At 76.2% G+C, this 23484-nt stretch carries 20 protein-coding genes; 10 read left to right on the forward strand and 10 right to left on the reverse strand.

The window, feature by feature from the left end:
- Window positions 1–53: 53 nt before the first annotated feature.
- Window positions 54–488, reverse strand: a complete 435-nt coding sequence (locus FB00_RS14285) for a DUF3151 domain-containing protein (protein ID WP_047233595.1) — start codon at window positions 486–488, stop codon at window positions 54–56.
- 306 nt (window positions 489–794) lie between these two features.
- Between FB00_RS14285 and FB00_RS14290 the strand changes: the two genes are divergently transcribed.
- Together FB00_RS14290 and purD are read left to right on the forward strand one after the other, a co-directional pair.
- Entirely contained in the window at window positions 795–2081 is a 1287-nt protein-coding gene (locus FB00_RS14290) for an adenylosuccinate synthase (protein WP_047233596.1), read from the forward strand.
- Window positions 2082–2168: 87 nt separating this feature from the next.
- Entirely contained in the window at window positions 2169–3491 is a 1323-nt protein-coding gene (gene purD, locus FB00_RS14295) for a phosphoribosylamine--glycine ligase (protein ID WP_047233597.1), read from the forward strand.
- A 157-nt stretch (window positions 3492–3648) separates the two neighbouring features.
- Here purD and FB00_RS14300 read toward each other — a convergent pair whose 3' ends face one another.
- The gene (locus FB00_RS14300) at window positions 3649–5244 is read right to left on the reverse strand and encodes a ricin-type beta-trefoil lectin domain protein (protein WP_231581861.1); all 1596 of its coding nucleotides are present in this window, start codon (window positions 5242–5244) and stop codon (window positions 3649–3651) included.
- Between the two features lie 295 nt (window positions 5245–5539).
- On the opposite strand from FB00_RS14300, the gene FB00_RS14305 reads away from it, so the two are divergent.
- A complete protein-coding gene (locus tag FB00_RS14305; RefSeq protein ID WP_047233627.1) occupies window positions 5540–6484 on the forward strand; it encodes a phosphoribosylaminoimidazolesuccinocarboxamide synthase in 945 nt (314 codons plus the stop codon).
- Between the two features lie 4 nt (window positions 6485–6488).
- Here the strand turns inward: FB00_RS14305 and FB00_RS14310 are convergent, their stop codons facing one another.
- Window positions 6489–6833: a hypothetical protein gene (locus FB00_RS14310; protein WP_047233598.1), complete on the reverse strand. Its 345-nt coding sequence runs from the start codon at window positions 6831–6833 to the stop codon at window positions 6489–6491.
- A 173-nt stretch (window positions 6834–7006) separates the two neighbouring features.
- Here FB00_RS14310 and FB00_RS14315 point away from each other — a divergent pair, with 173 nt between their 5' ends.
- The 6 genes from FB00_RS14315 (at window position 7007) to FB00_RS14340 (ending at window position 10687) form a co-directional block, all read left to right on the forward strand.
- Window positions 7007–7381, forward strand: coding sequence for a PadR family transcriptional regulator (locus tag FB00_RS14315; RefSeq protein WP_231581862.1), 375 nt, complete (start codon window positions 7007–7009; stop codon window positions 7379–7381).
- On the forward strand, window positions 7378–7950 hold the full coding sequence (locus tag FB00_RS14320; protein WP_047233600.1) for a hypothetical protein: 573 nt from the start codon (window positions 7378–7380) through the stop codon (window positions 7948–7950). Before FB00_RS14315 ends, FB00_RS14320 begins: the two co-directional genes overlap by 4 nt.
- Before the next feature lie 188 nt (window positions 7951–8138).
- Window positions 8139–8426, forward strand: coding sequence for a phosphoribosylformylglycinamidine synthase subunit PurS (gene purS, locus FB00_RS14325; protein ID WP_047233601.1), 288 nt, complete (start codon window positions 8139–8141; stop codon window positions 8424–8426).
- Complete coding sequence (purQ, locus tag FB00_RS14330; RefSeq protein WP_047233602.1) at window positions 8426–9145, forward strand: phosphoribosylformylglycinamidine synthase subunit PurQ; 720 nt, start codon at window positions 8426–8428, stop codon at window positions 9143–9145. Before purS ends, purQ begins: the two co-directional genes overlap by 1 nt.
- 10 nt (window positions 9146–9155) lie before the next feature.
- Window positions 9156–10304 carry a GNAT family N-acetyltransferase gene (locus FB00_RS14335; protein ID WP_052877693.1) on the forward strand — a complete coding sequence of 383 codons (1149 nt, stop codon included), beginning with the start codon at window positions 9156–9158 and terminating at the stop codon, window positions 10302–10304.
- A gap of 71 nt (window positions 10305–10375) precedes the next feature.
- Window positions 10376–10687 carry a hypothetical protein gene (locus FB00_RS14340; protein ID WP_047233603.1) on the forward strand — a complete coding sequence of 104 codons (312 nt, stop codon included), beginning with the start codon at window positions 10376–10378 and terminating at the stop codon, window positions 10685–10687.
- Here FB00_RS14340 and FB00_RS14345 read toward each other — a convergent pair.
- The 4 genes from FB00_RS14345 to FB00_RS14360 all read right to left on the reverse strand — a co-directional run bounded on the left by FB00_RS14345 (window position 10674) and on the right by FB00_RS14360 (window position 14276).
- A complete protein-coding gene (locus tag FB00_RS14345) occupies window positions 10674–11564 on the reverse strand; it encodes an LLM class flavin-dependent oxidoreductase (protein WP_047233604.1) in 891 nt (296 codons plus the stop codon). The genes FB00_RS14340 and FB00_RS14345 overlap by 14 nt on opposite strands.
- Before the next feature lie 29 nt (window positions 11565–11593).
- Window positions 11594–12571, reverse strand: coding sequence for an MBL fold metallo-hydrolase (locus FB00_RS14350; protein WP_047233605.1), 978 nt, complete (start codon window positions 12569–12571; stop codon window positions 11594–11596).
- 11 nt (window positions 12572–12582) lie between these two features.
- Window positions 12583–13071, reverse strand: coding sequence for a hypothetical protein (locus tag FB00_RS14355; protein WP_047233606.1), 489 nt, complete (start codon window positions 13069–13071; stop codon window positions 12583–12585).
- A 140-nt stretch (window positions 13072–13211) separates the two neighbouring features.
- Window positions 13212–14276 (reverse strand): LLM class flavin-dependent oxidoreductase, encoded by a 1065-nt coding sequence (locus FB00_RS14360; protein ID WP_047233607.1) that lies wholly within the window; start codon window positions 14274–14276, stop codon window positions 13212–13214.
- Window positions 14277–14348: 72 nt separating this feature from the next.
- Here FB00_RS14360 and FB00_RS23015 point away from each other — a divergent pair, with 72 nt between their 5' ends.
- Window positions 14349–14471 carry a hypothetical protein gene (locus tag FB00_RS23015; protein WP_255364885.1) on the forward strand — a complete coding sequence of 41 codons (123 nt, stop codon included), beginning with the start codon at window positions 14349–14351 and terminating at the stop codon, window positions 14469–14471.
- Here the strand turns inward: FB00_RS23015 and recD are convergent.
- The 3 genes from recD to recC are packed head-to-tail and all read right to left on the reverse strand — an operon-like array spanning window position 14447 to window position 23474.
- Window positions 14447–16462, reverse strand: coding sequence for an exodeoxyribonuclease V subunit alpha (gene recD, locus FB00_RS14365; protein WP_082141336.1), 2016 nt, complete (start codon window positions 16460–16462; stop codon window positions 14447–14449). The two genes, FB00_RS23015 and recD, sit on opposite strands and share 25 nt — an antisense overlap.
- Entirely contained in the window at window positions 16459–20031 is a 3573-nt protein-coding gene (locus tag FB00_RS14370) for a UvrD-helicase domain-containing protein (RefSeq protein ID WP_231581863.1), read from the reverse strand. Before FB00_RS14370 ends, recD begins: the two co-directional genes overlap by 4 nt.
- Window positions 20028–23474 (reverse strand): exodeoxyribonuclease V subunit gamma, encoded by a 3447-nt coding sequence (gene recC / locus FB00_RS14375; RefSeq protein WP_231581865.1) that lies wholly within the window; start codon window positions 23472–23474, stop codon window positions 20028–20030. Before recC ends, FB00_RS14370 begins: the two co-directional genes overlap by 4 nt.
- Window positions 23475–23484: the final 10 nt, after the last annotated feature.

A 23484-nucleotide genomic window follows, 5' to 3' on the forward strand; every position in this document is an offset into this window, starting at 1 on the left:
GGGTGGGTCGCGCGTCCACCGCCCCTGCACGGCGGTCGCGCGACCCGGGCTGGTCAGCGCAGGGCGCGGACCTCGTCGGCCGACGTGCCGGAGTCGCGCAGGAACTGCTCGCAGCGCTCGGCCTCCTCGACCTCGCCGAGGTACGCCGCGCACTCGGCGAGCGCGAGCAGCGCGCGCAGGAAGCCCTGGTTCGGGACGTGGTCGGCGGGGATCGGGCCCTGGCCGCGCCACCCCGCGCGGCGGAGGGAGTCGAGGCCGCGGTGGTACCCGGTGCGCGCGAACGCGTACGCGGTCACGGCGCCGCGGGACCCGTTCTCGTGGAGGAAGTCCTCCGCGAGGTACGCCCACGCGAGCGAGCTCGCGGGCGAGCGCCCGGCGATCTCGTACGGGTCGCCGTCGGCCGCGATGGCGTCGCGGACGTGCGCGAAGTCGTCGGGCAGGCGGACCGGCGCGGGGCCGTCGAGGAGGTTCGCGTGCGTGTCGCTCATGGGCCCATTCTGCCCGCCCGGGGTTGCCGCGGCACCGGAAGGTGCCGAGCCCGCGGATGCAGGCAGGTTCGGCACGCGAACCCCTCGGTATCCCCGGGCTCGGCGGACGCGCCGTGGACGACGGACGCCCGAAAGGTCAATGGCCGGTAAACTCGGCGCCGGTCCCCGGGTGACTGCCGCCCGGGTGACGCCTCGGGCCCGCGGGCCCAGCGCCGTCGGGCACGACCTGCCCGCTCCGCTCCGGACGCCGGTGCGCCCACGACCATGACCGGCCCGAGGAACAGGCAGTGCGAAAGTGGGGATTCCATGCCAGGCGTGGTGCTCGTCGGTGCCCAGTGGGGCGATGAGGGCAAGGGCAAGGCGACCGACCTGCTCGGCTCCCGGGTCGACTACGTGGTCAAGTTCAACGGCGGCAACAACGCCGGCCACACGGTCGTCATCGGGGACGAGAAGTACGCGCTCCACCTGCTGCCGTCGGGCATCCTGTCCCCGGGCGTCACGCCGGTCATCGCGAACGGCGTCGTCGTGGACATCGAGGTGCTGTTCCAGGAGCTCGACGACCTCATCTCGCGCGGCGTGGACGTCTCCCGCCTGCTGGTCTCGGGCTCCGCGCACGTCATCGCGGGGTACCACCGCACGATCGACAAGGTGAGCGAGCGGTTCCTCGGCAAGCGCCGCATCGGCACGACCGGCCGCGGGATCGGCCCGGCCTACGCGGACAAGATCAACCGCGTCGGCATCCGCATCTGGGACCTCTTCGACGAGAAGATCCTCGCGGAGAAGATCGAGGGCTCGCTCGACCAGAAGAACCACCTGCTGGTGAAGGTCTACAACCGCCGTGCCATCACGGTCGACGAGACCGTGGCCGAGCTGCTGCAGTACGCCGACCGGCTCAAGCCGATGGTCGCGGACACGGCGCTCGAGCTGAACAAGGCGCTCGACGCGGGCAAGAACGTCCTCTTCGAGGGCGGGCAGGCCACGATGCTCGACGTCGACCACGGGACGTACCCGTTCGTCACGTCGTCCAACGCGACCGCGGGCGGCGCGCTCACGGGCTCCGGCGTCGGGCCGACGCGCATCAGCTCCGTGATCGGCGTCATCAAGGCGTACACGACGCGCGTGGGCGAGGGCCCGTTCCCCACCGAGCTGTTCGACGCGAACGGCGAGTACCTGCTCAAGCAGGGCGGCGAGTACGGCGTGACGACCGGCCGCGCGCGCCGCTGCGGCTGGTACGACTCAGTGATCGCGCGCTACGCGACCCGCGTCAACGGCATCACCGACATGGTGCTCACCAAGCTCGACATCCTCACCGGGTTCGAGAAGGTCCCGGTGTGCGTCGCGTACGACGTGGACGGCGTCCGCTACGACGAGATGCCGCTCGACCAGACGGCGTTCCACCACGCGAAGCCGATCTACGAGGAGCTCGACGGCTGGTGGGAGGATATCTCCGGCGCTCGCACGTTCGAGGACCTGCCGACGAACGCCCAGCGCTACGTGCTCGCGCTCGAGGAGATGTCGGGCACGCGCATCTCCGCGATCGGCGTCGGCCCGAGCCGCGACGCGATCATCCCGCGGCACGACCTCATCCACTGAGCCGCCGTCCCTGAACCGACGACGCACGCCGACCACGGCCCGGACGCCCCGCGGGGCGTCCGGGCCGTCTCGGTAGACTCGGCGCCCGTGAAGATCCTCGTCGTCGGGACCGGTGCCCGCGAGCACGCCATCGTCCACGCCCTCGCGCACGAGGCCGACCGCCCGGGCGCCGAGCCCCACGAGCTGCACGCCGCTCCCGGGAACCCCGGCATCGGGGGCCTCGCGACGCTGCACGCCGTCGACCAGAACGACGGCGCCGCGGTGGCCGCGCTCGCCACGCACCTGGGCGTCGACCTGGTCGTCGTCGGCCCGGAGGCGCCGCTCGTCGCGGGCGTCGGGGACGCGGTGCGCGAGGCCGGGATCCCCGTGTTCGGGCCGAGCGCCGAGGCCGCGCGCCTCGAGGGCTCCAAGGCGTTCGCCAAGGACGTCATGGCGGCGGCGTCCGTCCCGACGGCGCTCGCGCACGTGTGCACCGACGTCGACCAGGTCGCGGCCGCGGTGGACGCGTTCGGCGCCCCGTACGTCATCAAGGACGACGGCCTCGCCGCGGGCAAGGGCGTCGTCGTCACCGAGGACCGGCAGGCCGCGCTCGAGCACGCCGCCGCGTGCTTCGCGACCCCGCGCCGCGCGGCGGACGGCACGCCCGAGGACCCGCGCGTCGTCGTCGAGGAGTACCTGGACGGCCCGGAGGTCTCGCTCTTCTGCGTGAGCGACGGCGCGACGGTCGTCCCGCTCGCCCCCGCCCAGGACTTCAAGCGCGCGTTCGACGCCGACGCCGGCCCCAACACGGGTGGCATGGGCGCCTACAGCCCGCTCCCGTGGGCGCCGGAGGGCCTGGTCGACGAGGTCGTCACGCGCGTCGCGCAGCCGACGATCGACGAGATGGCGCGGCGCGGCACCCCGTTCGTCGGCGTGCTGTACGTGGGCCTCGCGCTGACGAGCCGCGGCACGCGCGTCGTCGAGTTCAACGCGCGGTTCGGCGACCCGGAGACGCAGTCGGTGCTCACGCGCCTCGCCACGCCGCTGTCCGCCGTGATGCTCGCCGCGGCGCAGGGACGCCTCGCCGAGATCGGCGCGCTGCGATGGCACGACGACGCGTCGGTCACCGTCGTCGTCGCGGCGCACGGCTACCCGGGCGCGGTGCGCGGCGGCGACCCGATCACGGGCATCGACGCGGCGGAGGACGTCGAGGGCGTGCACGTGCTGCACGCGGGCACGTCACGCGCGGACGACGGCGGCCTGGTCGCCTCGGGCGGCCGCGTGCTGTCGGTCGTGGCGCGCGGCGCGGACCTGGCCGAGGCGCGCCGCCGGGCGTACGCCGCCGTCGACCGCATCGTGCTCCCCGGCTCGCACCACCGTACGGACATCGCGGCGAAGGCCGCCGCGGGCGACGTCACGCTCGCGGGCTGACACCCCGCCGTCGGGCCCACCGGCCCGATCCCGACGCGCCCGGGCGCCCGTCGAGCACGACACCCCACGCCGTCGAGCACGACATGACGGTCGCTATCACGCTGATGGCGACCGCCATGTCGTGTTCGGCGCCCTGGGGTAGTTCAGGGGCGACGTGTCAGGCTCGGTGCCACTTCTGGGCCGCGGTGCCGTTGCACGTCCAGATCTGGAGCTGCGTGCCGTCGGTGCTGTTGCTGCCCGGCACGTCGACGCACTTGTTCGCCAGCACGGACACGAGGTCGCCCGCGCCGCTCAGCACGAACTTCTGGGCGGGGTTGCCGCTGCAGTTCGCGAGCTGCACGGCGGTCCCGTCGGCCGTCGCTGCCCACGCCACGTCCATGCACTTGCCGCCCGCGCGGACCGTGCCGTCGGCCTCGAACGTCCAGCGCTGCGCGCTCGTCCCGTTGCACGTCCACAGCTGCAGGCGCTTGCCGTCGCTGAAGTCCGAGCTCGGCACGTCGATGCACTTGCCCGCGAGCCCGACCAGCGCGATGCCCGACCCGCCGCCCGTCGTGACGAGCGACAGCCCGTACGCCGAGAGGATCGGGTTCACGGGCTGGTAGATGAACTTGCCCCCGTTGGAGCAGTCGTTGATGCGACCCGAGGTGACGCCCTGCGCCTGGTTGCCCGAGATCACGGAGCCGCCGGAGTCGCCGCCCTCGGCGCACGCGCTGCCGCGCACGAGGCCGGGGATGTCGCCGTTGCCGTAGTTCACGGTGATGTTCTTCTGCTCGATGACGCCGCAGCGCCAGCCCGTCGTCGCGCCGGACCGGCAGACCGACGCGCCGACCGGCGCCTCGGCGGACCCGGCGACGTCGACGGTGCCGCCCGCGTAGTTGTTCACGCGCGGGACGGGGGAGAACCCGGCGTCGACGCGCACCCAGGCGTAGTCGTGGCCGGGGAACGACGCCGCCTGGACCGTGCCCATGCGCGCCCAGCTCGCCGTGAGGACCTCCTTGCCCGCCGCGCCGCAGTGCCCGGCCGTGACGAAGCCGCCCTGCACGGCGAAGCCGATCGAGCACGCCGAGCCCGACGACGCGCCGGGGTCCCGGGTGATGTACCGGTCGCCGCCGCGCACGTCGGCCGTGAGCTCGTACGGCGCGTCGACGACCTCGGTCCGGACGGCGGCCGCGTCGACCCCCGACGCCGCGACGAACGCCTCCGCCGCGGCCGGGTCGAGCGACTCGACGACGACCTCGTTGGTCGTCACGTCGACGTACCAGGCCTGGACGGCGTCGGGCGTCGACGCCTCGTCCAGCCCGGCGGCGACGCCGTCGAGGTCCGCGAGGCTGCGCTCGACGACGACGGCCTCGGCTCCGGCCGCCTCGACCGCCGGCACGGCGGCCGGGTCGGTGACGGCGACGACGGGCGTCGCGGCGTCGGCGTCGACCCACGTGCCGGCGTACGCCGCGCCCAGGTCGTCGCTCAGCGCCTGCTCGACGGCGCCGGTCGCGGCGTCGAGCGCGAGCCGGTCGGCGACGCCGACGGCGTCGAGGCCCAGGTCGCGCTCGAGCGCGCGGAGCTGGCCGGGGGACAGGTCGTCGGGTCCGGGGACGGGGCCGGTGAGCAGCGCCGGGGTCTCGGTCCCGATGGTCGACGGTGCGGCGAAGGGCGCGCTCGCGTTCGCCGACGTCGCGAGCCCGATGCTCGCGGCGATCATGCCGATTCCGGTTGCTAGCGCTGTCAGGCGATGGTGCATCGTGCCGTGGTGCATCGTTGCCTCCTCGGTGCGGATGTCGCCCCGCCGTCGTCGGCAGGGGCGGGACAGCGGTGCAGGCGCCCCCGAGGGGGTTGCTCCGATGCAGGCCCCCGACGGTGAGGGAGCGCTCCCACGACCGTCCTGATGGCACAGTAGCGACTCCGGCGGCGTTCGTCGCGCCGGCAGGGCGGGCCGGCAGGCCGACCGACCGGTCGTCGGACACGGTGCCGCGCCTGTGGAGGGCGGTGCGAGACTAGGGGCCGTGACCGACACCCCTCAGGACCCTGCCTCGGCCCTCTCGCTCGGCGAGGTGGACGCGCTCGACACCGCGGCGCTCGACCTGCCCGGTTGGACGCACGTGTACTCCGGCAAGGTGCGCGACCTCTACGCGCCGGACCTGCCCGCGGTCGGCGGCGTGCACCCGCTCGGCGACGTCGTGCTCGTCGTGGCGAGCGACCGGGTCAGCGCCTACGACCACGTGCTGTCGCCCGGCATCCCCGACAAGGGCGTCGTGCTCACCCAGCTCAGCCTGTGGTGGTTCGAGCAGCTCGCCGACCTCGTGCCGAACCACGTGGTGTCGACCGAGGTCTCGTCGGAGCCGGGCGACGGCCTCGTGCCCGACGTCGTCGCCGGGCGCGCGATGATCTGCCGCCGCCTGGACATGTTTCCGGTCGAGTGCGTCGTGCGCGGCTACCTCACCGGCTCGGGGCTCGTCGAGTACCGCGCCGGGGGAGAGGTCTGCGGCGTGCCGCTGCCGGCCGGGCTGGTCGACGGCTCGCGCCTGCCCGAGCCGATCTTCACGCCCGCGACCAAGGCCGCCGTGGGCGAGCACGACGAGAACGTCTCGTTCGACGTCGTCGCCGAGCAGATCGGGCTCGACGACGCCACGCGCCTGCGCGACCTGACGCTCGCCGTGTACGCGCGCGCCGAGCAGGTCGCGCGCGAGCGCGGTGTGATCCTCGCGGACACCAAGCTCGAGTTCGGCGTCGACCCGACGACCGGCCGGACCGTCCTGGGCGACGAGGTGCTCACGCCCGACTCGTCACGGTTCTGGCCCGCGGACCAGTGGGAGCCGGGGCACGCGCAGCCGAGCTACGACAAGCAGTTCGTCCGCGACTGGCTCGTGTCGCCCGCGTCCGGGTGGGACCGCGCGTCCGACACCCCGCCGCCGTCGATCCCCGCCGAGGTCGTCACGCGCACCCGCGCCCGCTACCTCGAGGCGTACGAGCGGCTCACGGGCTCGACGCTCGGCTGAGCCGTCAGGCGGTCCGGGCGGCGACCGGGCGCACGTAGGTGTGCCCGCTCGGCGCGGTCCACCGGACCGAGCCGTCGGCGAGCAGGGCGGGACGCCAGCCGTCGCGCGCGCGGACGACCCGATGGTGCCGGCAGAGCGCGACGAGGTTGTCGGCCTCCTGCGCGGCGGCCGCGGCGTCGTCGTCCGCGCCCGGTCGTGGGGCCACGAGGTGGTCGAGGTCGCAACGGAACGCCGGGACGTGGCAGCCGGGGAACACGCAGGTCTCGTCGCGCGTGAGGACGCGCGCGACGGTCTGCGGCGACGGCCGTGCCCTGCCGCGCTCCGCGGCGGGGGCGAGCGGTGCTGCCATGCGACCTCCCTGCGTCGTCGAGCCCTGGTTCGTGCGAAGGGCGGGGAAGGGGCAGGACCCCGCCCTCGCACCGTGCCCGAGCGTGCGTCTCGAACACGTGTTCGACTCTAGCGGCACCCTCTGACACGCGTCGAGGGCTGGCGCGATAGATCGTCGTCCGATATATATCGATCATGGCATCGAGTCCTCCGGCGTTCCGCATGACCGAGCAGGCGTACCTCGTGCTGCTCTCGCTCAGCGCAGAGCCGCGGCACGGGTACGCGGTGATCCAGGCGGTGCGCGAGCTGTCCGACGGCCGCACCCGGCTCGGGGCCGGCACGCTCTACGGCAACCTCGACCGGCTCGTCGCAGCCGGGCTCGTGGAGCCGACCGGCGAGGAGGTCGTCGACGGCCGCCTGCGGCGCTACTACCGGGCCACCGACGACGGGCGCCGCGCGGCGCGGGCCGAGACCCTCCGCCTCGCCGATCTCGCCGAGCGCGCGCGGCGGTCCCTGGAGCGCCACGGCCCGGCAGGCACCGCCGACGGCCTCGCGGGGAGCGGCGCGTGAGCGCGGGCGGCGCGGACCGGTACGAGCGGTCCGCCCGGTTCTGGCTCCGCGCCTACCCGCCGCGCTGGCGCCGCCTGCACGGTGAGGAGGCGCTCGCGGTGCTGCTCGACCTCGCGCCCGCACCCGACGACACCGGGGCGCCGCACGGCATCGGCGCGCGCGAGGCGTGGGGGCTGGTGCGCGCGGGCTGGGGGCTGCGGTGGCGCGAGCACCCGCCGCTCGGCCGGTGGCTGCTGTACCGGCTGTTCGACGCTCGGCTGCCCGCGCGCTACTGGTGGTGGGTGGCCGACGACATCCACGGGGCGCTCTACCCGTGGCGCGTGACCATGACGGGGCTCGCGACCGCTCTCGCGATCTTCTACGGCTGGCCGGTGCTGGCGCAGGTCCTGTTCTCGGACGACGTCACCAGGCCCGACCTGTGGCTGATCCTCCTGTGGTGCGGGACGTTCCTCGGCGGGGGGCTGCTCTTCCGCCGTTCGCACGTCGCGCGCGCGTGGCGCAAGCACGTGCTCGACGGCAACATCCCCGTGGACACCCCGACGGACCCGCCGCGCGCGGCCGGTGCCTGATCCGGCGCCGCGCCGTCGTGCCAGGGTGCGGACGCCCGGCGGGACGGTCGTGCGCGCCCGGTAGACTGGCCGCGGAATCCCGCCGTCGGCTCCCGCTCGTCCCGTCCCACCGACCGTCCTCGACGGCCGTGACGTGGGCGGGATCCCGGAGCCCCGGCTCTCCCGAACTCTCTCGCCAAGGAGCCCCCGTGGGACGCGTCGTCGTCGAGGTCATGCCCAAGCCCGAGATCCTGGACCCGCAGGGCAAGGCCGTCGTCGGGGCGCTGCCGCGCCTCGGTTTCACCCATTTCACGTCCGTGCGCCAGGGCAAGCGGTTCGAGCTCGAGGTCGACGGCCCGGTCACGCCGGAGATCCTCGCCGCCGCCCAGGAGGCCGCGGTCAAGGTCCTGTCGAACCCGGTCATCGAGGACGTCGTCCGCGTCGCGGACATCGAGGCGGACGCAGCGGCGACGATCACGTCCGAGGGGCTCGCCTGATGTCCGGCGCGACGCTCGCGACGACGCGGATCGGCGTCGTCACGTTCCCCGGCACGCTGGACGACCGCGACGCGGCGCGTGCGGTGCGTCTCGCGGGTGGTGAGGCCGTGTCGCTGTGGCACGCGGACGCCGACCTGCACGGCGTCGACGCGGTCGTCCTGCCCGGCGGCTTCTCCTACGGGGACTACCTGCGCGCGGGCGCGATCAGCCGCTTCGCGCCCGTCATGGAGTCGATCGTCGACGCGGCCGCGGGCGGTATGCCCGTCCTGGGCATCTGCAACGGCTTCCAGGTCCTCACCGAGGCGCACCTGCTGCCCGGCTCGATGGTCAAGAACGACCACCTGCACTTCATCTGCCGCGAGCAGGTGCTCGTGGTCGAGAACGCGGACACGGCCTGGACGCGCGACTACACGGCCGGCCAGCGCATCACGATCCCGCTGAAGAACCAGGACGGCCAGTTCGTCGCGGACGACCGCACGCTCGACGAGCTCGAGGCGGAGGGCCGCGTCGTCTTCCGCTACGACGGCTGGAACCCGAACGGGTCGCGCCGGGGCATCGCGGGCATCACGAACACCGCGGGCAACGTCGTCGGCCTCATGCCGCACCCGGAGCACGCCGTCGAGGCGGGCTTCGGCCCGGCGAACGAGGCGGGCCCGCGCGCGGGGACCGACGGGCTCGGCTTCTTCACGTCGGTCCTGGGCGCGCTCGTCAGCGCATGACGAGGTCGGCGTGAGGGGCTCGCCCCCGCGCGTCCTGGCCGACGGCGCCGGGCGCCCGGGCGTGCGCGTCACCGTCGAGGCGGTGCCCGGGGACGACGCCGCGGCCGAGCTCCTGCGCACCCGTCAGCAGGCGGAGCTCGCCGTGCGCTACGGCGAGCCCGACGCGGGCACGTTCGTGCCCGACGCCTCGATCGCGAACGTCGTGGTCCGCTCGGCCGGTGAGCCCGTCGCGTTCGTCGCACTCCGCGACGTGTCGGGCACGCCCGACGGCCGCGGCGGCACCCATCCCCGGCGGACGGGCGAGGTGAAGCGGCTCTGGGTCGAGCCGGCCCACCGGGGCCGCGGGCACGCGCGCACGGCGATGCGGGCCGCCCACCGGCACGCGGTCGAGGCCGGGCTCGACCGCCTGGTCCTGGAGACCGGGACCCTCCAGCCCGAGTCGATCGACCTGTACCTCTCGCTCGGCTACGTCCCGATCGAGTCGTACGGGCACTACGCCGGGCACCCGCTCTCGCGCTGCTTCGCGCTCGACCTGGGGGCTGCGGACCCGGGCGTCGGCACCGGCCCTGCGGACGCGACCTCGGCGACGAGCAGCGGGCGCGGGGCGCGCGACGCACGCAGGCCCGCCACCCCGAGCGAGTCCGTGACCGTCCCCGCCCCTGGGGTCGTCGAGGTTCGCGCCGTCCCGTGGGACGACCCGGCCGCGGCGGCGCTGCGGCGCGAGATGCACGAGACGTCCTCGGCGGTGCTCTACCCCGAGCTGTTCGCCGGGCTCGACGCCGCCGGAGGGTTCGAGTCTGTCGACGCCCGCGTGGGCGCCGAGGTCGTCGCGACCCTCGTCGCGTACCGGGACGGCGAGGCCGTCGGGTGCGCGTCGCTGCGCCGCCCCGCACCCGGGGCGCCCGTGGACGCGCTCGAGGTGAAGAAGGTCTTCGTCCGCGAGCGCGCACGCAGGACCGGGATCGCGCGCCGGCTCCTCGACGCCCTGGAGGCCGTCGCCCGCGAGCGCGGGGTGTCCACCCTGCTGCTCGAGACGGGCATCCGCCAGCCGGGTGCGATCGCGCTCTACCGCTCGCTCGGGTACCGCGCCGTCGAGCAGTTCCCGCCGTACGTCGGGGACAACCACGTCGCGCTCTGCTTCGCGAAGCCGCTGGTCTGAGGGTCGCGCCGGGGTCCTCTCAGGGGTGTGCCGGATATGCCCGCGGTGTCCGGTCCCGCTAGGGTGTCCCCGTGATCCCCCTCGCGACCGGTGCCTACTCCGCGGCCTCCGTGATCCTCGAGCTCCTCGGCTGGGTCGCCGCGGTCGCGTCACGGGTGCCCGGCCGCGTCGGGGTGCTCGCGGGCGAGCTGCGCGAGACCGCGGTCGAGTGGGGCCTCCCGGTCGGCGAGGTGTCCGACCTCTACGCCGCCTTCCCGGTGCGCCTCGCGCTCGCCGTCGGCGCCGTCGCGCTCGTGTGCGCCGTCGTCGCCCTGGTGCACGGGCTCCGCGAGCGTCAGCGCGCCGAGGGGTCCGCGGACGCCGTGCGCGTCAGCGGTCGCTGAGCAGCGGCACGACCTCCCGGCCCAGGAAGCGGACGAACTCCTCGACGTCCGGCTCGTCGGCGGTCGGCTGGACCGCGACGGCCGTCGCGCCCGCGTCGGCCAGCGCCTGGACGGCCGCGGCGATCGTCGCGGCGTCCCCGCCCGCGCCGATGCCCTGACCCGCCTCCTTGCCCCACAGCGGCACCTCGCGGTCCACGCGCTCCTGCGCGTCCGGCCCCGTCGCCGCGATGAGCGTCGCGTGGATGTCGACGTCGCTCCCGGCGCCGGCACCGTTCCCGTCCCGGCCTTCTCGAGCCGCTGCGGCTGCCGCCCGGACGTCGGCCGGAGTGAGCGCGTTCGCGAGGATCAGGCCGTCGCCCAGCTCGCCCGCCAGCGCGAGCGATCGCGGGCCGACGCCGCCGAGCCACAGCGGGACGGGCTCCGTGGGGGGCCAGTCGAGACGGACGCCGTCGAGCGTGACGTACCGCCCCGCCGTCGTGACCTCCTCGCCCGCGAGCAGGCTCCGCAGCGCCGTGGCGTGCTCGCGGAGCAGCGTCAGCGGTGACGCGACGCGGACGCCGGCCTGCCCCATCCACTCCTGGACCCCGTGACCCACGCCCGCGACGAGCCGCCCGGGGAACATCCGGGCGAGCGTCGCGACCTCCATCGCGGTGATCGCCGTGCTGCGCAGCGGGGCGGGCATGAGGCCGATGCCGACGCGCACGCGCTCGGTCCAGGCGAGCGCTGCCGCCGCCGACGCGAGGCCCGACTGCTTGAAGCAGTCCTCCCACACCCAGAGGTCGTCGAGGCCCGCCTCCTCCGCGGTCGTGGCGAGCCGTCGCAGGCTCTCCGGCGCGTGGGTGGGCACGAACGCGATACCGAGCCGTGGTGTGGTCATCCCGTCATCGTGCCGGGCGCCACCGACACTCAGCCGTCGTGCCGGGGGGCACGTGGCCCCCCGTGGGCGGGCCGCCGTGCGAGCTCGTCGGACTGCGCCAGGAAGGCGAGCTGCGCCGCGACGGACTGCCGCGCCGCCCCGAGGACGGACGGGTCGACGTCGGCGTAGACGCGCGCGACCACCTGCTCCACCGCGTCGTGGGCCCCCGCGGACAGCCCGAGCGCGGCGAGCGCCGCCCGGACCTGGGCGAGGCGTTCGAGCCGGTGCTCGCGGTACGCGCGCACCCGATCCGCGAGGTCGGCGACGACCGGCCCGTGGCCGGGGAGGCCCGTCGCCCGGCCCGTCCCCGCGGACGCGACCGCCTCGATCGCGTCGAGGCTCGCGAGGTACGCGCCGAGCGAGCCGTCGGGCTGCGCGATCACCGTCGTGCCGGTCCCGAGCACGGTGTCCCCGGTGAGGACCGTCGTGCCCGACGGCGACCCCGCGCCCCCGGTCGCGGCCTCATCCGACCGGGTGTCGCCAGGGGTCCCGTCGCCAGGGGGCGCGTCACCAGGGCGCGTGCCGCCTCCGGCGAGGTCGTCGGCCGGGGCGGGCTGGCCGTCGTCGGGCAGCACGAGGCAGACCGAGTCGGCGGTGTGGCCCGGGGTGGCGAGGACGACGACGCGCAGCCCCGCGGCCTCGATCACCTCGCCGTCGTGCAGCGGCTCGCCGCCGTGGCAGTGTGCCGGGTCGGCGGCGCGCACCGGCGCCCCGGTGCGCTCGCGCAGCCCGGGAGCGCCGGCCGTGTGGTCGGCGTGGCGATGCGTGACGAGCACGAGCTCGACCGGCCCGGCCGCGGCGAGCGCGTCGAGGTGCGCGGCGTCGTCGGGCCCCGGGTCCACGACGACGCACGTCGCCGACCCGGGCGCGTGCAGCACGTACGAGCGCGTGCCGTCGAGCGTCATCGGTCCCGGGTTGTCGGCGCGCAGCACCGCCGCGAGCCGGGTGACGGGCGTGGGCTCTGTCATCGCGGGCCGGCTCAGGCGCGGTGGCGCAGGACCGTCGGGCGACCCTCGTCGTCCCACTGCGAGAAGCGGGCGTCGATCAGCGGGCCGACGAGGTCGTACGTCTCCCACGTGTCGGGCACGCGGTACACGTCCTCGGGCTCGCCGTCGCCCGGGCTCACCGCGTCGACGTAGTCCTCCAGGTAGAGGCCGCCGTCGTCCTCGTCCTCCTCGTCGCCCGTGTAGTACGCGCTCGCGAACGCCGCGGCGACGTCGTCGAGGTCCTCGTCGACGAGCCTGCCGTCGCACGCGGCGAGCACGAACGCGCCGGGCGTCGTCCTCCGCTCGCGCAGCGCGGCGAGGTCGTCAGCGGCGTCCTCGGCGATCTGCTCGGAGACGTGCCCGCCGAGCACCGCCCACGCGAGGAACACGCCGATGTGCGTCGCGCCCGCCGCGGGCCCCGCCTCGGGTGGATAGCCCAGGCCCTCGGAGTGCCAGGACGCGTCGTCGAGCTTCGTCGTCATGCGGCGACGCTACCCCCTCCCGCCGAACACGACATGAGGGTCGATATCCCGTGGATCACGACCCCCATGTCGTGTTCGACCGCGTGCCAGGTCGTGTTCGGCAACGGGGCGGGCGGGTGGGCCGACGGGCGGTCGGCGGGTCAGGACGTCCGGGCGCCGGAGAGGGCGTCCGCGAGGAGCTCGAGCGTGCGGGCGCGGCCCGGCGTGGAGTCCAGCGCCTCGTCCGCGCGCGACGCGGCGACGGGGACGACCATCACCTCGTCGACCCCGTGGCGCTCGGCGAGCCGGCGGACCTCGGCCGCGGCGGCGTCGGGCGTCCCGACGGCCCAGCGCCGGAGGCTGTCCTCGACCATCTGCCCGGCCGTGCCGTCGAGGGGTGCCGCCTGGGCCTCCTCCACGGTCTCCAGCGCGGTGAGCGCCTGACCGGTGCGCAGCCGCGCCATCATGCGCGCCTGCGGGAGCGCGCGGGCCCGGGCCTCGTCGTCGGTCTCGGCGACGACGGCGTTGAGCGTGAGGAACGTGCGGGGCTCGGGGAACGCCTCGCTCGGGCGGTAGCCCTCGCGGTACAGCGCGAGGATCTCGTCGATGCCCTGGCTGGAGAAGTGGTTCGCGAACACGTACGGGAGCCCGAGCTCGGCCGCGAGGCGCGCGGAGTAGTCGCTCGACCCGAGGAGCCAGACGGTCGGTGCGGCGTCGGCGGCGGGCGTGGCGTGCACGTCGTAGACCTGGCCGCTCGTGAGGCGCAGCGTCGCGCCCTGCGGGCTCATGAGCGCGAGGATGTCGGTCACGTGCTGGGGGAACCGGTCGACGTCGGCCGTGGGGCCGGTGATCCGCAGGAGCTGCGTGACGACGGGGTCGGAGCCCGGCGCACGGCCGATCCCCAGGTCGACGCGCCCCGGGGCGATCGCCTCGAGCGCCGCGAACTGCTCCGCGACGACGAGCGGCGCGTGGTTCGGGAGCATGACCCCGCCCGAGCCGACCCGGATGCGGTCGGTCACCGACGCCGCGGCGGCGATCATCACGGGCGGCGTCGACGCCGCGACCGCGGGCATGTTGTGGTGCTCGGCGAACCAGTACCGCTCGTACCCGAGCCGGTCCGCGAGGCGGACCAGGTCGAGCGACGCCCGCACCGCCTGGGTGCTGGACTGGCCCGAGCGGACGGGCACGAGGTCGAGGACGGACAGGCGGGGGGTCTGGGTGCTCACCCTGGTGCCAACCGGCGACCCCCGAGCCTCATTCCCCTGGGGAGTCGGGGCACGCCTGTCAGGATGGTCGCCATGGACGTCCCCTCGATGATCATGGGCGCCGCGATCGCGTCCGTCGCCTGGATCGTGCTCGTGCCCTGGAGCCGGCTGAAGGAGCTGCGGGAGAAGGATCAGGCGGGGCGCGCGGAGGACTGACCGCCGGGCAGCGGGGTGCGCAGCCCGCTCGCCCGGTGGACCGGGCTCCTCACCGCGGTGCGCACGGCGTCCTCGGAACCGACGACGCGCACGAACGACTGTGCCCGCGTGACCGCGGTATAGAGCAGCTCGCGCGTGAGCAGGGGCGACGTCGCGGGCGGCAGCACGAGGGTGACGCGGTCGAACTGGCTGCCCTGCGCGCGGTGGACCGTCATCGCGTGCACGGTCTCGACCGGCGGGAGGCGGTGGGTGCGCACCCGCAGCGGGGCGCGCGGGTCGCCGAACACGGCGACGACGCCGGCGCCCCCGGGTTCCGCGACGAGCACACCGGTGTCGCCGTTGTAGAGACCCACCTCGGCGTCGTTCGTCGTGACGAGCAGCGGCCGGCCGGCGACCCACGGCGAGTCGGTCGCGTGGTGCCCCGTGGCCTCCTCGACCCACGCCTCGACCTGCGCCGCCCACCGGCCCCGACCCGCGGGGCCGCGCCGGTGCGCGACCATGACGCGGTGCCGGGCGAGGGCGTCCAGAGCCGCGGTGGCGTCCCCCGCGCGGGCCGCCTCGACGAGCGCCGTGCCTGCCGTGACGGCGTCGGCGCGCACGGCGGCGAGCACCGCGTCGTCCGGGACGTCGTCGGGCGTCTCGAGGAACTCCACCGAGCCGTGGCCCGCGCGCAGGAGCGCGAGCGTCGCCTCCGCGTCCCCGGTCCGGATCGCCGCTGCGAGCGGCAGGATCTCGGAGTCGCGGTCCTGGCGGTGGACGGTGCGCAGCCGCACGACGCCGTTGCCCAGCACGGCGCGGTCGTCCACCTCGCCGTCGGCGGGCGGCGGGGAGGCGGCGAGCGCGACGTCGGCCGTCGCGACCACGACGGCCGACGTCGCGGGCGCGGCGACCGGCTCCCGGTGCACGAGGTCCCCGAGCACCGCGCCGGCCTCCACGGACGCGAGCTGGTCGGGGTCGCCGACGAGCACGAGCCGTGCGTCGGGCCGCAGCGCCTCGAGCAGCCGCGCCATGAGCGGCAGCGCGACCATCGACGTCTCGTCCACGACCACCACGTCGTGCGGCAGGTGGTGGTGCGCGTCGTGCCGGAACCGGGTGCTGCTGCCCGGCCGGTAGCCGAGCAGCCGGTGCAGCGTCGTCGCGACGGGGGCGCCGACGCGCTCGCGGTCGGCCGGGTCGCCGAACCCGGCGACGACCTCGCGCACCGCCTCCTGGAGGCGCGCGGCGGCCTTGCCCGTGGGCGCGGCGAGCGCCACGCGCAGCCCCGCGCCGGACGCGGGGGCGGCGGACGACGAGGACGGGAGGGCTGCGTCGTGCAGGACGGCGAGCAGCCGCGCGACCGTCGTCGTCTTGCCCGTGCCCGGGCCGCCCGTGAGCACGGTGAGCCGGCGCGTCGCGGCGTGCGCGGCGGCGAGCCGCTGCCGGGTGTCGTCCGCCGCGGGGAAGAGGCGGGACAGCGCGGCGTCGAGGCGGTCGCGGTCCACGGGCAGGTCGTCCGAGGCGAGCCGCGCGTCGACGTCGTGCCGGACCGCGAGCTCGTCGCGCCAGTACCGGTCGAGGTAGAGGGCGCCGCCCACCCAGCGCGCGGGGCGGTCGGCCGGCCCGTCGACGCCCGCCGCGACGAGCGGGCTGCGCGCGACCGCGTCCGCCCACGCGGAGCGGTCCGGCCAGGGCAGGTCCGTGGCGACGGTGCGCGCCGCCTCCTCGTCCTCGGGCAGCTCGAGCGACCCGAGGTCGTCCAGGCGCACGCACACCGACCCGCTGCGCACCGCGCGCACGGCGAGCGCCACGGCGAGCAGCACCTCGTCGTCGTGCTCGCCCGTGAGCCGGCCGAGCCGCAGCGCGACGCGCAGGTCGGCCGCGGAGACGACGCGCGCGGCGTTGAACGCGCCGAGCCGGGCGGGCACCCCGACGGCGAGGCGCGGGTCGCCCTCGTCCACGGGGGGAGCCGGCGGCGCGACGGGCGTCGTCGAGCCGAGAGGGGCCGTGGTCATGCGCGACCTCCGTCGAGCAAGGCGGACAGGGCGACGACGAGCCCCGGCGGCGGCGTCCAGGCGACGACGCCGTACGGCGCGCCGTCGGGACCGGTCGGGGTCTCCGGGCCGGCCATGCCGCGCACGAACAGGTAGGCGCCGCCCGCGAGGTCGCGGTCGGGGTCGTAGTCGCGCACGCGCCAGCGCAGGTAGCGGTGCAGCGCGACGAGGTAGAGCACGAGCTGGAGGGGGTAGTGCGAGGCGAGCATCGCGTCGCGCGTCGCGTCCGGGTGGTAGTCGCCGACGGCGAGCGGCACGCCGGGCGGGCCGACGCGGTTGGTCTTGTAGTCGACGACGAGGTACCGCCGGCGGCCGGCGGGGTCGGGACGACCGTCCGGGCCCGCGACGGGCACCCGCAGCACCGCGTCGATCGAGCCGGTGAGGTACCCCCGCAGCGGGACCCCGCCGTTACCGCCCGCCGGCCCGCCCTCGCTCTCGTCGGCCAGCGCCGCGAGCAGGTCCGGGTAGCGGGCGAACGGGTCGTCGGCGGACAGGTGGGCGCGCAGGACGTCGGCGAGGTCGCGCAGCGTCGACGGCCGGACGCCCCCGGTCTCGTCGCCGCCCGCGAGGGGGAGCTCGAACTCGAGCTCGGGGAGCCGGTCACGCGGGTCGACGTCGGCGAGGGTGAGCCCGCCCGCGATCGGTCCGAGCGGGGTGCGCAGCGACAGGCCGAGCGCCGCGGCGAGCGACACGGGCTCCACGCCGGGCACGCGGACCGTCGCCGCCTGGGCGCACCGGGCGCGCACCTCGGCGTCGAGGTCGTCGGCGGCCGTGTCGACGTACTCCAGGATCTCGTGCACCAGGGTGCCGAACGCGGTGCCTCCCGGCTGCCCCTCGTAGGGCGAGGGGGCGTCGGCACCGGGACGGGCGGCCGGGGTCTCGGTCGGCGCTCCGGACGGCACGGCGCCGGTCTCGTCGGCGTCCGGCGACTCCTCCGGCTCGTCCTGGATGCCCGGGTCCTCGGGCTCGCTCTCGATCCCGCCGACCGGACCGTGGTGCGCCGCCGCCGTGAGCGCCGAGTACGACGCGCGTCGCCACTCGCGGTCCGGAAGGTGCGCGGTGGTCGCGAGCGCGAGGTCCGCGGCGGCCCGACGCCCGGGAGACCAGCGGACTCCCTTCGGCCGGCTCTCGACCTGCTCGACGACGACCGTCCCGCCCGAGCGCGCGGCGAGCGCCTCGAACGCGGACCGGACGGCGTCGTCGCGCATCGCGTCGGGGCGGGCATGACGGCCGGGCTCGCCGCCGAGCATCCGGTCCGCGAGGAGCAGCCGCGTGAGCGGTCCGGAGCCGGTGCTGCGCTTGGTCGGCGTCCAGTGCACCACCACCTGGTGCCGGGCGCGCGTGAGGGCGACGTACAGCAGGCGCAGGTCCTCGCCCAGCTCCTCGTCGCGCCAGCGCGCCTTGGCGTCCACGAAGCCGGGGGAGCCCACGCCGCCCAGGTGCAGGACGCGCTGCCCGTGGTCGTCGTGGAACGCGAACAGCTCCTGGTCGTCCGACTCGAACCGCTCCCAGCCGAACGGGACGTAGACGACGCCGAACTCCAGGCCCTTCGCGGCGTGCACCGTGACGACCTGGACGGCCGCGGCGTCCGTCTCGAGGCGCCGGGTGCGCTCGTCGGTGAAGACGCTCCCGACCTCGGCGATCCGGGCGCGCAACCACGCGGTGAGCGCGGCCGTGCCGAGCCCTTCGGTCACCGCGGCCTCGTGCAGGGCCTGCGTGACGTGGCGCAGGTCGGTGAGGTAGCGCTCGCCGTCGACCCGGGCCATGACCCGTGCGGTCGCACCTCCCCGGGCCGCGACCTCGGCGACCGCGGCCACGCCGCGGTCCGCGAGCAGGCGCGCCCAGGTTCGGACGGTGTCGCCGAGCTCGTCGTGGTCCGCGTCCCCGGCCGTCGCGAGCCGCTGCGCGTCCCAGCCCACGAACGGTGTGAGCGCGAGCGCGGTCGCGCGGCGGTGCAGGCCGGGCTGCTCCAGCGCGGCGAGCAGCGTGAGCCAGTCCTGGGCCGCTGCCGAGCCGAACACGCTCGACGGCCCCGACACCACCGCGGGGACGCCCAGCGCGACGAGCGCCGAGCGCACCGCCTCGGCCTGGGCGTTCGTCCGGGTGAGCACGGCGACGTCCCGCGGCTCGAGCGCCCGCCATCGGCCGGCGGCGCCCGCGTCGTCGGCCGGCGCCGCGAGCCCGTCGTCGCGCACGCGGTCGCCGCCGCCGTCCGCGGTCCCGAGGCGGCCCGCGACGTCCGCCGCGACGTCCTGTGCGAGCAGGGTGCGCGCGTCCGGCGCCGACGGCGCCGACGATCCCCCGAGGCGGTAGGCGCGCCGCGTGACCTGCCGCAGCCGCACCGGCGCGCCGCCGGAGAAGCGCGGCTCGGGGTGGGCCGCGTCGACGGGCCGGACCACGATGCGCGGGTCGCCCAGCGCCGTCTCGCCCAGGAGCGCGTGCAGGCCCGTGAGGAGCGGGCCGTCGCTGCGCCAGCTCGTGCTGAGCGTCGCGGTGTCCGCCGCGTCCTCGACCGCGCGGAGATACGTCACGACGTCCGCGCCGCGGAAGGCGTAGATCGCCTGCTTGGGATCGCCGATGAGCACCAGCGTGCGGCACTCCTCGGGGTGCCCGTGGAACGCCGTGCGCAGGATCTCCCACTGCTCGGGGTCGGTGTCCTGGAACTCGTCCACCATGACGACGCGGAACCGCGACCGGACCCGCCGCGCCGCCGTCGCGCCGTGCTCCGGGTCCGTCAGCGCGCGGCGCAGCAGCACGAGCAGGTCGTCGTAGTCGAGCAGGTGCATCGCCCGCTTGCGCGCCTCGACCTCGCGGCGCGCGGCGACCGCGGCCTCGTACCGCGCCGCGGCCACCGACCCCTCGGCCGCGTCCGACGGCGCGATCACCGCGCCGTGGTCGCTCACCGCCGCCCGGGCGACGTCGCGCACGTCGCGCGGCGACAGGATCGGCTCCGGCTCGTCCGCGAACCTCCGCACGTACAGGTCGTCGGTGACCTCCTCGACGAGGTCCGCGACGTCGGGCAGGAAGCTCGTCGTGAGGTCGACGTCAGCCGCCGTGCCGAGCGCCGTGAGCATCTGCTGGCAGAAGCCGTGCGTCGTCGTGATCGTCGCCGCGTCGAGCTGGGACAGCGCGACGCGCAGGCGCTCCCGGCGACGGGCGAGCTCGTCGTCGTCGACGGCGGCGAGGAACGCGACGAGGGGCTCCGGGTCGTCCGCGGGAGCGGGCCCGCGCAGCGCGCGCTCGGTCGCGACGAGGCGCTCGCGGACGCGGTCGCGCAGCTCCGACGTCGCGGCGCGGCCGAAGGTCACGAGCATGATCTCCGGCAGGGCGGCCACGCCCTCGGCGACGTACCGCGTCGTGAGGGTCGCGATCGTGTGGGTCTTGCCCGTGCCGGCGCTCGCCTCGAGCACGACCGTCCCGCTCGGCAGGTCGCCGAACGGGTCGAAGCGCCGCGGGGTCCCGCTCCTCCCCACGTGGCCCGCGTGCGGGGCGGCGCCGTCGGTCGCGGTCCGGGACGTCGCGCCGTTCACCGTGCACCTCGCAGCTCGTTCTCCAGCAGGGGCTCCCACACGCGGCGCGCGAGCGCGCCGAGGCGGGTCGGGTCGTCGGGGAAGCGGACCAGGTCGGCCGTGGTGGCGAGCCCCGCGACGTCGGGGAGAGCCGGGTCCTGTCCCCACGCGAGGACGACGTACGGGTCCTTGCGCTCGAAGCCCTTGTTCCACGCCCAGCCCGCGCGCATCAGGGCGTCGCGCGCGTCGCTCGTGCTCCGCTCCTCGGTGTAGCGCAGCGACACCTCGGGGAGCACCGGCAGCGGCTCGCGCGCCGCCTCGTCGCGCAGCGCCACGAGGTCGGCGAGGACCCGCGTCGCGGTGTCGTGGTCCGGTGGCGTGAGCGTCGACCAGGCGACGCCCGGACCCCGGGACGAGCGGCCGATCGCGACGGCGTCCCACGGGCGCCCGGGGTCGCTCGCCGTGAGCGCGAGCGCCTGCACCCAGGCGCGCAGCCGGTGCTTGGGACCGAGGCGGGAGTACTCGGTGCGCACGACGCGTGCGCCGTGCACGCCGGGGACGCTCCCGACGAGGGTGCGGCCGTCGGGCAGCACGGCGCGGACGTCGACCGTCTCGGCCGAGCTCAGCACGTCCTGGCTCACCGGACGGCCGGCGGCGAGGTCGGCCTCGCGCGCGGCCTCCACGGCGGTGACACGCAGCGGGCCGACGGCACGGACCACCTCCTGGAGCGCCGTGCGTCCCAGCTCGCGCGGCGGGACCTGGCCCCGGCGCCACTCGGCCTGCATCGCCCGGTTCGGGTCGACGCCGGAGAGCGCGGCCCGCAGCACGCGGTCGCCCACGCCCCAGCCGGAGAGCCCCGTGAGCGCGAGCGGGAGGCGGTCCTCGACGTCGTCCTCCTCCAGCACGAGGCCCACGTCGAGCGTGTGCTGGGCGAACCACCTCGGCGCGTTCTCCAGCAGGCGGGCCAGGTCGTCGAGCTCGACGTCGCCCGGGGCGCCCGGCGACCCGGCACCGCCCGCGGCACCCGCGGGGAGGTCGAGCGGTGCGCCGACGAGCGCGCCGACGGGCCGGCGCTCGCGATGCAGGGCTCGGGCCCCGGCGAGCGCGGCGTCGTCGTGGCTGAACGGCCCCGGCGCACCCAGGGCACCCGGGACGAAGTTGCGCTCGTCCACGGTCTGGAGCGGGTGCTGCACGACCACGTGCTCGCGCGCCGGGCGGCCGTCGACGGTCGTCGCCACGCGGTCGAGCGCGTCGAGCAGCTCCGCGACGGGAACCGCGGGCGGCCGGACGGCACCCGTGCGCTCGTCGGCGCCCGTGTGCACGACGACGAGGTGGTCGCCCGCCGCGGCGACGGCGTCGAGGAAGATCTGCCGGTCCTCGCTGCGCGCGTCGCGCTCGCCGATCTCGGGGTGCCGGGCGAGCAGGTCGTCGCCCGCGGGCGCGGCGGTGCGGGGGAACACGCCGTCGTCGAGCCCCAGGAGGCACACCACCCGGTGCGGCACGGAGCGCATCGGCTCGAGCGAGCACACGGTGAGCGCGCCCGTGCGGAACCCGGCGCGGGTCGGGCGACCCGCGAGACGGTCGTCGAGCAGCGCGCGCACGTCCGCGAGCCGCAGCGCGACCCCGCCGTGCGCCGCCCCCGCCGCGCGGACGTCGCCCAGCACGCGGCGCGCGGAGCCGATCTGCCACGCCTCCGTGGGCGGGGCCTCGGCGAGCAGCGTGAGCGCGCGGTCGAGCGCGTCGAGCCAGTGCGCGAGCGGGTGCACCCCGTCGAGCGCGCGCAGCGTCTCCGTCAGGCGCGCGACGAGCTCCGCGAGGCGGCCCGCGAGGTCCACGTCGGTCGAGCCGACGTCGTCGAGCGGCAGCGCCGGCCCGACGAACCGCGCGTCCTCGTCGGCCATCGCCGCGCCGAGCAGGAGGCGGTCGAGCGCCGCGTCCCACGTGCCCTGCCGCACGTGCCCGTCGATCCCGAACCGCGCGCGGCGCTCGCCGTCCTCGCCCCAGTGCACGCCCGCCTCGACGGCCCACTGACGCAGGCGGTCGACGTCGTCGTCGGAGAACCGGAACCGGCGGCGCACCGGCGCGCTCGCGGCGAGGTCGAGCACCTCCGACGCCGTGACGCGGCCGTCGGCGAGGCGCAGCAGCGTGGCGAGCAGCGCGAGCACGGGGTTGGTCGTCCCGGCGCCGCGGTCGGCGAGGCTGACCCGCAGGCGCTGGCCGGGGTGCGCGTCCTCGCCGAGCTCGGGGACCGCTCCGAACGTCGCCGTGACGAGCGGGGCGAACGTCTCGACGTCGGGGCACAGCACGATGACGTCGCGCGCCTGGAGCGTCGGGTCGGCGGAGAACAGCCCGACGAGCGTCTCCCGCAGCACCTCGACCTGCCGCGCCCGGCCGTGGCACGCGAGCACCTGCACGGACCGGTCCGCCGGGTCCAGCACGTGCGCGCCGTCCGGCTCGTCGGCCCGCAGCGCGGACTGCAGCGCGCCGAGCAGGGTCGGCGGCGGGGGCGCCGCCTCGTGGTGGGTCTCACGAGCCTCGCCCGCGGCGAGCCGGAGCTGCAGCTCGACCGCGTCCCGGCCGGTGGACGCGAGGAACGGGTGCCGCGCGAACGTCGGCAGGTCCGCTCGACGCCGGACGGGCGCACCCGTGCGGTCCGCGCCCGGGTCCGCGCCGCCCCTGGCGGGGTCGCCGTCGTCGGACGCGGCGACCGTCGCCCACAGCGCCGGCGAGGGGTGCACGAGCCACAGGTGGACGTCGCGGTGCTCGGCGAGCGCGCGCAGGACCCGGAGCTCGTCCTCCGGGACCCGCGTGGGCCCGAACACGGACAGCCGCGGCGGCAGGTCGACGGCCGCCGGGTCCGCGCGCAGCGCCGTGACCGCCTCCGTGACGCGCCGCGCCGGGTCCGTCGCCGGGACGCGCTCCACCAGGCGGCGCCACAGCTCGGGCTGCCACGCGAGGTCGTCCGGGGCGGCGGCGGTGCCCGTGACCGGGGACGCGGCCGACCACGCGAGCACGACCTCGGGCCGCTGGCGCGCGTAGTCGACCAGGAGGTCCGCGAGCCGCCGGGCGAGCGTGAGCCGACGCCCCCGGCGCACCTCGTCGCCCGGGTCGCCGACGTACCGCGCGAGCGGTGCCGCCCACGGCTCGGCGAGGTGCGCGTCGAGCACCTCGAGCACGGACCACGCGAGCCGCTCGGGCCGCCACGGGTCGTCGTCGGGGTCGAGGTCGGTGAGGTCCGCGACGACCTGCTCCACGAGCCGGCGCGGCCCGCGGAAGTCGACGTTCGCGCAGATGCCCGACGTCTCGCCCGCGCCCAGGTGGTGCGACAGCCGCTGCGCGAGCCACCGCTCGACCCCTCGCGTCGGGACCGCGACGACGTCCGGCGTGAACGGGTCCTCCGGCGCCTCCGCGAGCACGGCGGCGAGCGGCGCCACGAGCGCCTCGGCACGCTCGGAGCGGTGCACGTGCAGCAAG

The organism is Cellulosimicrobium funkei, assembly GCF_001019615.1.
Classification (GTDB): Bacteria; Actinomycetota; Actinomycetes; order Actinomycetales; family Cellulomonadaceae; genus Cellulosimicrobium; species Cellulosimicrobium cellulans_E.

Excerpts from the sequence above, each read along its gene's own strand:
- FB00_RS14285 (WP_047233595.1), bottom strand. The coding sequence starts at position 488 with ATGAGCGACACGCACGCGAACCTCCTCGACGGCCCCGCGCCGGTCCGC.
- FB00_RS14310 (WP_047233598.1), bottom strand. The coding sequence starts at position 6,833 with ATGGCAGCACCGCTCGCCCCCGCCGCGGAGCGCGGCAGGGCACGGCCG.
- FB00_RS14350 (WP_047233605.1), bottom strand. The coding sequence starts at position 12,571 with ATGACAGAGCCCACGCCCGTCACCCGGCTCGCGGCGGTGCTGCGCGCC.
- recD (WP_082141336.1), bottom strand. The coding sequence starts at position 16,462 with ATGACCACGGCCCCTCTCGGCTCGACGACGCCCGTCGCGCCGCCGGCT.
- FB00_RS14290 (WP_047233596.1), top strand. The coding sequence starts at position 795 with ATGCCAGGCGTGGTGCTCGTCGGTGCCCAGTGGGGCGATGAGGGCAAG.
- FB00_RS14300 (WP_231581861.1), bottom strand. The coding sequence starts at position 5,244 with ATGCACCACGGCACGATGCACCATCGCCTGACAGCGCTAGCAACCGGA.
- FB00_RS14355 (WP_047233606.1), bottom strand. The coding sequence starts at position 13,071 with ATGACGACGAAGCTCGACGACGCGTCCTGGCACTCCGAGGGCCTGGGC.
- FB00_RS14345 (WP_047233604.1), bottom strand. The coding sequence starts at position 11,564 with ATGACCACACCACGGCTCGGTATCGCGTTCGTGCCCACCCACGCGCCG.
- FB00_RS23015 (WP_255364885.1), top strand. The coding sequence starts at position 14,349 with ATGGACGTCCCCTCGATGATCATGGGCGCCGCGATCGCGTCCGTCGCC.
- purQ (WP_047233602.1), top strand. The coding sequence starts at position 8,426 with ATGTCCGGCGCGACGCTCGCGACGACGCGGATCGGCGTCGTCACGTTC.
- FB00_RS14315 (WP_231581862.1), top strand. The coding sequence starts at position 7,007 with ATGGCATCGAGTCCTCCGGCGTTCCGCATGACCGAGCAGGCGTACCTC.